The sequence below is a fragment of the Reyranella sp. GW821-FHT12G01 genome (assembly GCF_058806575.1).
Genome location: NZ_JBXAPV010000003.1, coordinates 83,884 through 96,321, shown reverse-complemented (window position 1 = coordinate 96,321; position 12,438 = coordinate 83,884). Strand labels below are relative to the sequence as shown.

The 12,438-nt window shown below is 67.0% G+C and carries 10 protein-coding genes; 4 read left to right on the top strand and 6 right to left on the bottom strand.

Translation table 11 applies throughout. The features are described 5' to 3' along the window. Positions 1-66: 66 nt before the first annotated feature. The 3 genes from AC1RP5_RS25500 to AC1RP5_RS25490 are packed head-to-tail and all read right to left on the bottom strand — an operon-like array spanning position 67 to position 4,178. Positions 67-1,230: a serine hydrolase domain-containing protein gene (locus tag AC1RP5_RS25500; RefSeq protein ID WP_493115439.1), complete on the bottom strand. Its 1,164-nt coding sequence runs from the start codon at positions 1,228-1,230 to the stop codon at positions 67-69. Continuing rightward, positions 1,227-3,311, bottom strand: a complete 2,085-nt coding sequence (locus AC1RP5_RS25495; RefSeq protein ID WP_493115437.1) for a S9 family peptidase — start codon at positions 3,309-3,311, stop codon at positions 1,227-1,229. Before AC1RP5_RS25495 ends, AC1RP5_RS25500 begins: the two co-directional genes overlap by 4 nt. A gap of 18 nt (positions 3,312-3,329) precedes the next feature. Then, the gene (locus tag AC1RP5_RS25490) at positions 3,330-4,178 is read right to left on the bottom strand and encodes an HpcH/HpaI aldolase family protein (RefSeq protein ID WP_493115435.1); all 849 of its coding nucleotides are present in this window, start codon (positions 4,176-4,178) and stop codon (positions 3,330-3,332) included. A gap of 112 nt (positions 4,179-4,290) precedes the next feature. Here AC1RP5_RS25490 and AC1RP5_RS25485 point away from each other — a divergent pair, with 112 nt between their 5' ends. Then, the gene (locus AC1RP5_RS25485; RefSeq protein WP_493115433.1) at positions 4,291-5,205 is read left to right on the top strand and encodes a D-2-hydroxyacid dehydrogenase; all 915 of its coding nucleotides are present in this window, start codon (positions 4,291-4,293) and stop codon (positions 5,203-5,205) included. 36 nt (positions 5,206-5,241) lie between these two features. Here the strand turns inward: AC1RP5_RS25485 and AC1RP5_RS25480 are convergent, their stop codons facing one another. Continuing rightward, a complete protein-coding gene (locus tag AC1RP5_RS25480; RefSeq protein ID WP_493115431.1) occupies positions 5,242-7,602 on the bottom strand; it encodes a DUF6600 domain-containing protein in 2,361 nt (786 codons plus the stop codon). Positions 7,603-7,769: 167 nt separating this feature from the next. Between AC1RP5_RS25480 and AC1RP5_RS25475 the strand changes: the two genes are divergently transcribed. Further along, positions 7,770-8,351: a hypothetical protein gene (locus AC1RP5_RS25475; protein ID WP_493115429.1), complete on the top strand. Its 582-nt coding sequence runs from the start codon at positions 7,770-7,772 to the stop codon at positions 8,349-8,351. Positions 8,352-8,370: 19 nt separating this feature from the next. On the opposite strand, the gene AC1RP5_RS25470 is transcribed toward AC1RP5_RS25475, so the two are convergent. Continuing rightward, entirely contained in the window at positions 8,371-9,390 is a 1,020-nt protein-coding gene (locus AC1RP5_RS25470; RefSeq protein WP_493115427.1) for an LLM class flavin-dependent oxidoreductase, read from the bottom strand. A gap of 24 nt (positions 9,391-9,414) precedes the next feature. Continuing rightward, positions 9,415-10,263, bottom strand: coding sequence for an amino acid ABC transporter substrate-binding protein (locus tag AC1RP5_RS25465; RefSeq protein ID WP_493115426.1), 849 nt, complete (start codon positions 10,261-10,263; stop codon positions 9,415-9,417). Positions 10,264-10,338: 75 nt separating this feature from the next. On the opposite strand from AC1RP5_RS25465, the gene AC1RP5_RS25460 reads away from it, so the two are divergent. Both AC1RP5_RS25460 and AC1RP5_RS25455 read left to right on the top strand, forming a co-directional pair. Next, entirely contained in the window at positions 10,339-10,797 is a 459-nt protein-coding gene (locus AC1RP5_RS25460) for a VOC family protein (RefSeq protein WP_493115425.1), read from the top strand. Between the two features lie 73 nt (positions 10,798-10,870). Then, positions 10,871-12,367: an aldehyde dehydrogenase family protein gene (locus AC1RP5_RS25455; protein WP_493115423.1), complete on the top strand. Its 1,497-nt coding sequence runs from the start codon at positions 10,871-10,873 to the stop codon at positions 12,365-12,367. Positions 12,368-12,438: the final 71 nt, after the last annotated feature.

The window sequence follows — 12,438 nt, the reverse complement described above, 5'->3', positions numbered from 1 at the left end:
GCCGGAAAAGAGGTCCTTCGACTGCGCCGCCCTTCTGGCGGCTTCGCTCAGGACGACGGAGTTGTTTTACCGCCCGTACACCGCGCTCTCGAAGGCATAGAACAGCGGCAGCGACTTCACGTCGGCGAAGGGCAGGATCTGGGTCATGTAGACGCCGCCCAGGCGCTTCTTGCGGTCGATCCAGTAGTAGGTGTTGGGGAGGCCCGCCCAGCAGAGGCTGCCGGCGGAGCGGCCGGTCGGCGCCTCGGTGTTGTTGATCATGAAGCTCAGGCCCCACTGCTTGGTGACGCCGGGGAAGAACTCGGCATCGTTGGACACGGCCGGCATCACGGTCTTGAGCAGGCTCACCGTCGAATCGCCCATCGCATTGCCGGCCATCGCATCGACTGTCTCGGACTTCATCACGACGTCGCCGCGTGCCGACTTGCCGTCATCCAGCACCATGCGCACGAACTTCAGGTAGTCGTTGGCCGTCGAATAGAGGCCACCGCCGCCCGCCTCGAACTCCGGATCCTGCGGGATCTCACGCGTCAGGTCGGCGACCAGGCTGCCGTCCTTCTTGCGAAGATGGACCTTGGCCATGCGGGCGCGCATCGCCGGCGTGATGCGGAAGGCGGTGCTGTCCATGCCGAGCGGGGCGAACAGATCGTCGCGCATCACCTGGCCGAGCTTCCGGCCCGTGACGGCCTCGACCATCTTGCCGGCCCAGTCGATGCCGATCCCGTACTGCCAGCGCGCGCCGGGATCGAACAGGAGCGGCGTCGTCAGCGCCTTGTCGAGGCCGGTGCCGATGGTCGGCACATCCATGGCCTCGCGATACTGCAGGATCTCCGGATTCCAGATGTCGTAACCGAAGCCCGCCGTGTGCGTGAGCAGATGGCGCAGGGTGATCTCGCGCACGGGCTTGCGCAGGTGCGGCTTGCCGGCGGCGTCGAAGCCTTCCAGCACCTGCACCTCGCCGAGATAAGGGATCACCTCTTTCGCCGGCGCATCGAGCTTGAGCGCCCCACGCTCGACCTGCTGCATCGCCACCGCGCCGGTAACCGCCTTGGTCATCGAGGCGAGCCAGACGACGGTGTCGGGCGTCATGTCGGCGTCCTGGCCCAGCACCGCCTTGCCGAAGCCGCCTTCGTAGATCGTGCCCTTGCCATCGGTCGCGACGGCGGCAACGCCAGGGACGTCGCCGCGCTGCACGGCCTCGTTCAGCAGCGTGTCGATGCGCGTCTTCATGGCTTGGCTCCCGCAAGTCCCACCGTATCCAGCGCGAAGGCGTAGGCGATCGCGACCTCGTCGAGGCGGCTGAAGCGGCCCGACGAGCCGCCATGGCCCGCGCCCATGTTGGTGCGCAGGACCACCGGACCTCCGCCCGTCATCGTCGCGCGCAGGCGGGCGACCCACTTGGCGGGCTCCCAGTAGGTCACGCGCGGATCGGTGAGGCCGGCCATGGCCAGGATCGCCGGATAATCCTGCGCCGCCACGTTGTCATAGGGCGAGTAGGAGCGGATGTAGTTGAACGCCGCCGCATCAGTGATCGGGTTGCCCCATTCGGGCCATTCCGGCGGCGTGAGTGGCAGCTTGTCGTCGAGCATCGTGGCCAGCACGTCGACGAAGGGCACCTCGGCGATAATGCCGGCAAACAGGTCCGGCGCCCGGTTGGCGACCGCGCCCATCAGCATGCCGCCCGCGCTGCCGCCATGGCCGACGATGCGCTTCGCCGAGGTGTAGTTCGCGGCGACCAGCGCACGGCCCGCGGCAACGAAATCGTCGAACGTGTTGGTCTTCTTCTCGCGCTTGCCGTCGAGATACCACGACCAGCCCTTGTCGGCGCCGCCGCGGACATGAGCGATCGCATAGACGAAGCCGCGATCGACCAGCGACAGGCGGTTGGCCGAGAAGGAGGCCGGCATCGCCATACCGTAGGAGCCGTAGCCGTAGAGCAGCAGCGGCGCGCTGCCGTCGCGCACCAGGTCGCGGCGATGCAGGATCGAGACCGGCACCTCGGCGCCGTCGGCCGCAACGGCCAGGATGCGCGTCGTGACATAGGCGTGCGGATCGTGACCGGACGGGATCTCCTGCCGCTTGCGCAAGGTGCGCTGCCGCGTCGCCATGTCGTAATCGTAGACTTCGCTCGGCGTCGTCATCGACGAGTAGGCGAAGCGCAGGGTCGTCGTCTCGAACTCGTAGCCACCGATCATGTCGAGTGAATAAGCGCTCTCGTCGAAGGCGATCGTGTGTTCGGTATGAGTCGCGAGGTCGCGGATCACGATTGAGGGCAGGGCGTTGGTGCGCTCCAGCCGCACGAGATGGCCGGCATGGAGATCGATGCCCAGGATGTAGGTGCCGGGTCGATGCGGCACCAGCTCGCGCCAGTTGGTGCGCTCTGGCGTGGCGAGCGGCGCGGTGACGATCTTGAAATCGATCGCGCCGCCCTCATTGCTGAGGATGAACAGCTCGTCGCCGCGATCGGCCACGCTGTAGCGCACGCCTTTCTCGCGCGGCGCGATCAGGCGCGGCGCGGCATCGGGCACCGAGAGATCGATCAGCCATTCCTCGGACGTGTCGTGATCGCCGCCCGAGATGACGCAGAAACGGCCGCTGGCGCTCTCGCCGATATGGGTGAACCAGCCGATGTCCTTTTCTTCGTAGACGAGGACGTCGTCGGCCTGTGCCGTGCCGAGACGGTGCCGGAAGACCTTGAGCGGCCGATGGTTCTCGTCGACCTGGATGTAGAAGAAGAACGAGGAATCACGGCCCCAGACGACGCTGCCGCCGGTCTCGGTCAGGATGTCGGGCAGGTCCTCGCCCGTGTCCCAGCGGCGGACACGCAGGGTGAAATACTCGGAGCCGCGCAGGTCGGCGCTCCACGCCTCGAGCTTGTGGTCGGGCGAATGGCGCGTGCCGCCGAACTTGAAATAGTCCGACGCCTTGGCCAGCGCATCGCCGTCGAGGATCGTCTGCATCTCGCCGCCGTCGCGCGGCGTGCGGCCGATCTGCTGATGCTGGCCGCCTTCACGGAACTTCCAGAGATAGGAAAACGGTCCGTCCGGCGTCGGCACGCCCGAATCGTCTTCCTTGATGCGGCCGCGCATTTCCGCGACCAGCGTTTTCTGCAGCTCCTTCGTCGGTCCGAGCCGCTCCTCCGCATAGGCATTCTCGGCCTCGACATAGGCGCGGATGTCGGGATCGAGCAGCGACGGATCGCGCAGCACCTCCTGCCACTTTTCGTCTTTCAGCCAGGCGTAGTCGTCGGTGACGGTCACGCCGTGCAGCGTGCGCCGCGACGGTCGTCGCGGCGCGATCGGTGGCTTCATGAGGGGCTCGCGGAGAGGTTAGTAGTTGCCGGCCTTGGCCGGCGCCTTCGCCGGGGCAGCAGGCTTGTCGCCCAGCAGGCCGCGCATCTCGGCGCCCTTGGTATCCCACCAGTCGGCGAGGATGCGGACATCCCAGCCGATGCAGAAGTGCTTTACGCCCATGTCGAGATACTTCTTGGCCTGGCTCGGGTCCCGCAGTTCGACGCGCGGATGCAGGCCTTTCTTCAGCGCCATCTCGATCGTCTTCTTCTCGGCGGCCACCACGTCGGGGTGGGTGGCCTGTCCGGTGAGGCCGAGGCTCATCGAATAGTCGGAGGCGCCGAACTGGACCATGTCGAGGCCGGGGATCGAGAGGATGGTGTCGAGATCGTCCACGCAGGACTTCTTCTCGACCATGATGGCGATCACCACCTCGTTCAGCGCGTCGACGTAAGCCGGCGAGCCGCCGGTACGGACCGTGCCGACGTCGCGGCGCATGCCGACGCCGAGGCGTCCGCGGCCGCGCGCGCCCTCTGCCATCGTCGTCTCGGCGCGCACCGCATCGACCGCGGCCTTGGCGTCCTCGACCGAGCGGATGTCGGCGAACAACACGCTCTGGAAGCCCGAGCCGATCGCGCGCATGGCCTGATGCGTGTACTGGGTCTGCTCGATCTTGATCATGCCCGACATGCCCATCAGCTCGAACGAGCGGCCGAGATTGTCGAGGTCGTGCATGGTGAACGGCGCGTATTCGGCCGTGAACTCGACGTAGTCGTACTGTTTGGAATGGCCGATCAGCTCGACCAGGGTCGGCCAGGCCGACAGGATATGCGTGCCGACGGTGGGCTTGCCCGCGTTCAGGGCTTCACGAAGTGGATTGCGGCTCATCTTGTTCCCCCAGGGTGGTCGTTCGGGCTAGTGTGGCACCTTGTACTGGGGGAGTTCCATGTTTCCGACGAGAGATAAGCTGACAATCTGCTTCGCGCATGCGGCATACCAGATGAAGGCGCGGTTCGATGCCCGGAATACCGGCATCAACAGCTTCCAGGTCCGCAGCTATGACGAGTTCGTGCAACGGGTGGGCGAGGCTGACGTCGTCTCGGCGTCCGGCATGTGGAAGAACGACATCATCCCCCACGCCACCAAGCTGAAGTTCGTGCAGTCGATCAGTTCGGGCATGGACCAGTATTCCAAGGAATTGCTGGGCGCAAAGGGCATCCGCCTGGCGAGTGCGGCCGGCGTCAATGCCCGCGCCGTGGCCGAGCACGCGCTGGCGCTGATCCTCGCCGTGTTCCGGCGGATTCCCGAGGCGCGCGACAACCAGCACAAGAAGGTGTGGCGCGGCATGCTGGGCGACCTGACCCAGCGCGAGGACGAGCTGGGCGGCAAGACCGTGCTGATCGTCGGCATGGGCCGCATCGGGAGTCATCTCGCCAAGCTCGCCAAGGCCTTCGACATGAAGGTGATCGGCATCCGCCGCGATCCGAAGGCCGGCACCAACGGCGCCGACGAGATCTACGGCATGGGCGACCTGGTCAAGCTGGTCCCGCAGGCCGACATCGTGGCGCTGACCTGCGCGCTGACGCCCGAGACCACGGGTCTGATGAGCGCGGCGGCCTTTGCCGGCATGAAGCCTTCGTCGGTGTTCGTGAACGTCGCGCGCGGCAAGGTCGCCGACGAGGCAGCTCTCATCAAGGCGATGGAAGGCAACAAAATCTGGGCGGCGGCACTCGACGTCACCGCCGAGGAGCCGCTGCCGGCGGCGTCGCCGCTGTGGACGTTGCCGAATGTCTTCATCACCCCGCACACCGCGGGCGAAACGCGCGCCTATGAAGACAACGTCATCGACATCCTGATCGAGAACCTCGACCGCCTGTGGCGGGGCGAGGCGACGCTCCGCAACCAGGTTCTGTAGGCCTAACGTCCAGGCCTGCTGCTCAAGAGGGACAAGCTAGTCTTTGTCCTTCTTGTTGCCGCCGCCGTTGTTGCCACGCTGAGGCTGCTGCTGTTGCTGCGGCGGCTCGGCCTTCGGCGGCTGGGCGATCTGCTGGTTCTGCTGCGGGGCAGGCGCGCGAGTCTCCTTGTCCCTTTGCGGCTGCTGCTGTTGCGGCTGGGGCTGCGGGCGCGGCGGCTGAGCCTGTTGCGGCTGTTGCTGCTGCGGCGCCTGCTGCTGAGGCTGGGGACGCGGAGGCTGGGCCTGCTGCTGCGGGGGCTCAGCGCGCGGCTGGGGCGCAGGAGCAGGGGCGGCCTGGCGAGGAGCCTCCTGACGCTGCGGTTCCTGACGCTGCTGCTCTTGGCGGGGCGCCGGCTGCGGAGCAGCCTGCTTCGGCTCTTCCTGGCGCGGCTGCGGAGTGGCAGCCGGCTTCTGTTGGGCGGGAGCAGCCTGCTTCGGCTCGTCCTGCTTGGACTGCGGAGCCGCGGCGGGCTTCTCCGCAGCAGGCGCTGCCTGCTTGGGTTCTTCCTGACGCTGGGGTGCCGCGTTCGGCTTCTGGGCGGGCGTCGCCTGCTTGGGCTCGTCCTGTCGCGCGGGTGACGGGTCGCGCGACGGCAGCTCCGGCTTCGGCGGGGCGGGCGCGGCCTGACGCTGCGGCTCGGCGCCCGGCTTGCCCGGTTCCTGTTTCGCAGGCTCCTGCTTGCCCGGCTCCTGCTTCGCCTGGGGCTGGCCGGCCGGCGGCGTCGCGGACTTGTCGGTCTCCTTCAGCTGCGGCGGTGCAGCACCCTGACGCGGCTGCAGCGGCGGCGTGGCAGGCTTTGCGGCCTTGGTGTCGCCGGTCGACGCCTTGTTGTCGGTCCCGGCCTTGGTGTCGACCGAGGCGATCTTCGGGCCCGGCGCGGACTTGGTTTCCGTCGCGGCCGGCTTGGCGAGCGTCTGCATGTCCGCGACCGCGGTCTTGCTGACGGCCACGTCGGGAGCAGCGGTCTTGGCCTTGGCTTCAGCCGCAGCCTTTGCTTCAGCCGGGGCCTTCGCGTCGGCCGGTGCTTTCGGATCGGCCGCCGTCTTCGCGTCGGGCTTGGCGGCGGTCTTGGCGTCCATCACGGCGGCGACCGAAGCGGTCGGCGCGGGCGGCGCCGAGACGGGCGCGACCGCGGCCTTCGCGATCTGGTTGGCCGAGACGTTCAACGCGGCACGCTGCACCGGCTGCGAGCGCACGAAGGCCTGTGACGGCACCACGGTCGCGAAGCGCTGGTTAGCCAGCACCGAGTTCTGGCCCGCGACGAACGCCTCGCGACGCTGTGCGCGTTCCCAACGATCGTTGAGGTCACGATCCTGGATCGCCGCCGCGCGGTTGATGCGCTGATAATAGTCGCGGTTGGTCGTGTAGGGCGGCACGTAGACCTCACGCGGTCCCAGCGGGAACCAGCCCACGGGGCCGGTATTGCGGCCCTGGTTGCCGAGCTGCGCCGCCAGTTCGAGGCCGCCCACGAAGGCGACCAGCGCCGGCGCATAGACCGGCCGCTGTTCGCGCTGCGGCGGTACCCACACCCAGCGATTGTTGCTGTTGGCCCAGCGGCCGTAGTGATACGGCGCGAAACCCCAGGGCTGCTCGTCGATCCAGGTCCAGCCCCACGGCTTCACATAGGACCAGTGGCCGGTGCGGTAGGGCGCCCAGCCGCTCGGCGTCGAGCGCGGCACCCATACCTGGCCGTAGCTGCCGTCGTTGACCCAGTTGCCGTAGGCGTTGAGGTCCTCGTAGCCGGTCATGCCGGCCGGTACGTATTGCGGCTGCTGGTCGTAGACCACCTGCCGGTCGCGCGTGGCCCACGAGGCGGCCGGCGCCGGCGGCGCGGCCTGGATCGTCTTGAGCTGCATCGAGCTGCCGTCACCGAACACCTCGCCGACTTCGCCGGGACGAACCGCCAGCATCTGGCCGTTCAGGCCCTGGATCTGCGCGGCGCCGGCGCGCACGCCGAGCCGCGTCGGGTCCTGCTGCGAGCCCGCTTCGACGTAGTAGTCGCCCTGCTGCTGCAGGGTGATCGTGCCGCGCGGCGTCACGATCTGATAGGGCTGGGCGGCATCCATGGCGAAGGTCTTCACGTCGACGCGGCCCTGCGCCAGTTGCAGGCGCACCTGGCTGTCGTCGATCTGCGACATGTCGAGTTCGGTGGAACCGTCCATGCGGATGCGCGTGCCGGCGAGCGACACCTCGCTGCGTGCGTTCGGTTCGGTCCAGATGGCATCGCCCGTTGTCAGCGGCGTGTTGACGACGGCCGGGGTCCAGCCGCTCTGCTCGTCATCATGGAACGAGACGGTGCCGTCCACGAAGGCCAGTCGGCCGACACGGCCCGGCGGCTCGCTTTGTGTCTGCGCCATGGCAGCAACCGCGACCAATGAAACTCCGATGACACCACCCAGAAGCTTCAATGTCGTCCGACCAAAGGCTTCGCCCATTCCGGGACCTCCTGCTAGGCTAGGCATCGTGAACGCCCGCCGGTTGCGGCGGTTGCGTCGAGAGGCAGAAGAACCACGGGGAGAAGAGAATGAGCGTCGCCGATCCGCATCGCGTCGTCCTGACGGGCGAGAATCCGTTCCTTCGCCTCAGCGAGAAGGACGGCGATCCCAATTCGACCGACGCCAGCTACTGGCGGATCCTGTTCTGCCCGGCCGGCCCCGGCCACGTGCTCTATCTCAAGAGCGAGCTGACGCAGGACAAGTGGCGCATCTATTCCGACAACATTGCCATGGCGCGCTGGCTGCAGCAGACCGTGCAGGGGATGCTCAATCCCGAGCTGAAGGACCTGTCGATCCCGGTGATCGATGCCGACTTCAGCAAGTCGGGCGACCCGCGCTATTTCTGGACCGAGTACGTGTCCGCCGCCGACGCGGAGATCGCGCTCACCTGGCACGATATCGGCGATCCGCTGCTGATCCACACCGAGCCCAACCAGGCGCCGAACCCGCGCCCCTACGGCGTCTGCACCGTTCTGGTCCCGGCACTCTCCGGTCGCCTGACGCTGAACGGCGAGCAGGCTCGCGGCAAGCCGTGGCCCCGCGAACGCGAAGGTCGCGCCTTCAGCACCTCGGCGCTGGCGTTCTCTGAGAGCTGGACGGAGCCGCGCTGATCGCGGCTCGGCGGCAAGCCTACGGCGCGAAGCCGTAGGCCTTGGCGAGTTCGGCGTAGCTGTCGCGGCGGACCTGTTCGTCGTGGGTCCAGGTGACGACGGCCATCTCGTCGACGCCGACGTGGTCCTTCAGTTCGGTGATGCGGGCCGCGACTTCGGGGCCGGTGCCGACGAAGGAGTCCTTGCGGAACTGTTCTATCTTGGCGCGCTCGAAATCGGCGAGCGGCGCTTGCGCGGCTTCTTCGGGCGGCAGCAGCGGCCCCAGGATGTTCTTGTCGCGGTTGATGCGGCTCAGCGCCCGCGACGTGAAGTGGTACTGCGCCTTCTCCATCGACTGGGCGGCCAGCGCCCAGACGCAGAGGGCGGAGCGCGGCTCAGGATGCCGTTCGCTCGGGCGATAGCTTCGCTTGTAGAGATCGATGGCGCGTTCGCCGCCGGCGCCGTCGCTGAAGAACCAGGCGTAGCAATAGGGCAGGCCGAACAAAGCCGCGACCTGCGCGCCGTAGTCGGAGCTGCCGAGGATCCAGACTTCCGGCGCGGTGGCGCCTTGCGGGAATGCCTTCACGGCGGCGAACGGATGACGCTCGACCAAGGGTTCGTTGTGCACCCAGGCGATCAGGTCGCGCACGTCGGCGGGGAAATGCTCGGGCCGTTCGTTCGCGGCGGGATTGAGCGCGAACGCCGTGCGGCCATCGGAGCCCGGCGCGCGGCCGAGACCCATGTCGATGCGGCCTGGCGCCAGCGCGTCGAGCACACGGAAGACCTCCGCCACTTTGAACGGCGAATAGTGCGGCAGCATGATGCCCGCGCTGCCGATGCGGATGCGCTCGGTGGTGGCGGCGATCGCGGCCATCACGATCTCGGGTGCGGTACCTACGATGGTCGGATGGTTGTGATGCTCCGATACCCAGAAGCGCTCGTAGCCCAGCGCCTCGCAGTGCTTGGCGAGCGCCACGGTGTTGCGGATCGACTCGCCGTGGGGCCGTCCGGAGACGGCGATCGACTGGTCGAGGACGGAAAGGCGGAAGGGACGCGACATGGATCGGGAGATGGGGCTTGCAGGCTATTCCGGCAAGGTCGCGATCATGTAGAGCGACTGGAGTTGGGGTGTCGGCCGCGCGTTCTTGCCGAACACGTTGCTGAAGATCGTGGCGATCTGGCCCGACCGGTAGATATGGCTCAGCGCCCGGTCGACGGCGAGGCGGAACGGACCTTCGCCCAGCTTCATGGCCAGCGCGAAGGGTTCGAGGCTGAGATAGGTGTTCGCCAGCAGAATCTTGGCGGCATCCTTGTGATCCTTGATCATCGCCGTGAGCATCGCGCCGCCCGCGAAGTAGGCCGAGATCTCGCCCTTTTCCAATGCCGTCATGGCCGCGGTGAAATCGGTGAAGGGCACGACGGTCGCGTTGACGTGGATCGAGGTCAGCGCCTTCTTCAGCTCTTCCTCGGTCAGGGTGCCGGCGACCGCGCCGACCTTCTTGCCGGCGAGCTCTTGCATGTCGCGCGGGCCGTCGTTGCGGATCGCGAAGCTGGTGCCGTCGACGAAGGTGGTGATCGAGAAGTCGACCACGGCGCGGCGGTCGAGCGTCTCGGTGAAGGAGTCGCAGAGCAGGTCGATCTTGCCCTGCTTGATCATGTCGAGCCGGTTCTCGGTGGTGACCGGCACGAACTCGACCTTCAGGCCGGGCAGCTTGAGCTGCTTGGCGATGTCGCTGGCGACCGCCTCGCAGAGCTGGACCATGAAGCCATTGGGCGCGCCGTTGGTGCCCTTGTAGGCGAAGGGATGGGCGTTCTCGCGGTAGCCGCCGCGCAGGACGCCGTTCTTCTGGATGTCGTCCAGCGTGCCGGCGAAGGCGTTGCCGGCTGCCAGAAGACCCATGCCCATGGCGAGGCCGCTCAGGAATCGCTTCATCTCGTCCCTCTTCGAATGACGGCGAAACAATCCGATATTCGGCCCGTTGTGACCACTGGAAATCCGGAGGACGCCATGGCCCGTGCAAAGTCTGGTCCCGTATCCCGTGTCGTCGGTATCGACCATATCTCGATCAGGGTCAGCGACTACGGAAAGTCGAAGGCCTTCTATGGCGGCCTGTTCACCTTCCTGGGCTTCGAGATCTCGGACGAGTATCCCTCGACCATCGGCTGGACCAACGGCAAGACGCGCTACTGGATCGCGCCGGCCGAGGGCCGCAAGACGCACCGCATCGGCGATGTCGGCTTCCATCACTATGCATTCGAGCTGCGCAGCCGCAGGGACGTCGACGCGCTGCAGGGCTACCTGGAGGGGCAGGGCGTGCGGATCGTCGATCCGGCGGCCGAGTATTACGAGGATTACTACGCCGTGTTCTTCCTCGATCCCGACGGGCTGAAGCTCGAAGGCATGAAGTACGGCGAGCTGACCGCGAAGCGGAAGCGCGCGCGGAAGTCCTCGAAGAAGAAGGGGTAATCGCAGGCCGGTACGGCTTGTAGCGCCGCGTCCTGCGGGCCAAACTCCGGCCCTCAAATTCCGGAGGAAGCCCATGGATACCGTGACCCCCACCCAGCTGTCGCCCGCATCGGGCACCTATCAGCCCAAGGGCCAGCTCATTGGCGGCAAATGGATCGGCAGCGTGTCCGGCAAGGTCATCACGATCGAGAACCCCGGCAAGAAGACGTCGATCGCCCAGGTGCCACACGCTGGCCCCGAGGACGTCGAGTTGGCCGTGACCGCCGCCGAGAAGGCGTTTCCGTCCTGGAAGAACGTCGTGCCGCGCGAGCGCGGCAAGCTCCTGCTCAAGATCGCCGAGGCGATGGAAGCGCGCGTCGAGGAGATGGCGCGCACGATCGCCATGGAGACCGGCAACGCGTTGCGCACCCAGGCGCGCGGCGAGGCCAAGCTGGCGGCCGACATCTTCCGTTATTTCGGTGGTCTCGCGTCCGAGCTGAAGGGCGAAACCGTGCCGCTGGGCGAGAGTGTGCTGTCCTACACGCGCCGCGAGCCGCTCGGTATCGTGGGCGCCATCATCCCCTGGAATGCACCGGTCATGCTGGGCGCGCTCAAGATCGCGCCCGCGCTCTGCGCCGGCAACGTGCTGGTGATGAAGGCGGCCGAGGACGCGCCGCTCGCGGTGTTGATGATGGCGGACATCACGAACGAGTTCGTGCCGCCCGGCGTGCTGAACGTGATCACCGGATACGGCGCGGACTGCGGCGGTGCGCTCGCCAACCATCCGAAGATCCGCAAGCTCTCCTTCACCGGCTCGACCGAGGTCGGCAAGGTGATCATGCGCGCCGCCGCCGAGCGCATCGTGCCGGTGTCGCTGGAGCTGGGCGGCAAGAGCCCCTCGATCGTCTATCCGGACGCCGACGAGGATTGGGCGGTCGACGGCATCATCAATGCCATGCGCTTCACCCGCCAGAGCCAGAGCTGCACCGCGGGATCGCGCATGTTCCTGCACGAGGACATCTTCGACAGCTTCCTCAAGAAGCTCGAGAAGAAGGTCACGGCGCTGAAGATCGGCGATCCGCTGGACGAGGCGAGCGACATCGGCTCGATCATCAACAACAAGCAGTACTCCAAGGTCTGCAAGTACGTGCAGGACGGTCTCGACCGCGCCGACGCCAAGCTGGTGTTCGGCGGCCTGCCGCCCAAGACCGGCCCGCTGAGTGAAGGCTACTTCACCATGCCGACCGTGTTCGCCGACCGCTCGAACGACTGGCGCCTCGCGCGCGAGGAGATCTTCGGGCCGGTGCTGGTGGCGATCCGCTGGAGCGACGAGGCCGAGGCGATCCGCATGGCCAACGAGAGCCATTACGGTCTCGCGGCCTATGTCTGGACGCACGACATCGGCAAGGGCCTGCGCGCCGCGCATGCGATCGAGTCAGGCTGGGTGCAGGTCAACCAGGGTGGCGGCCAGACGCCGGGCATGTCCTACGGCGGCTACAAGCAGAGCGGCCTCGGCCGCGAATTCTCGCTCGAAGGCATGCTCGACAGCTTCACGCAGCGCAAGAGCGTGACCGTCAACCTCGCGGTCTGATCTTCAATCGGACCGCGGGCCTCAAAGCGCGGGGGTTACCCCGCGCGAGCCCGCTTCATGATCATGAGCGG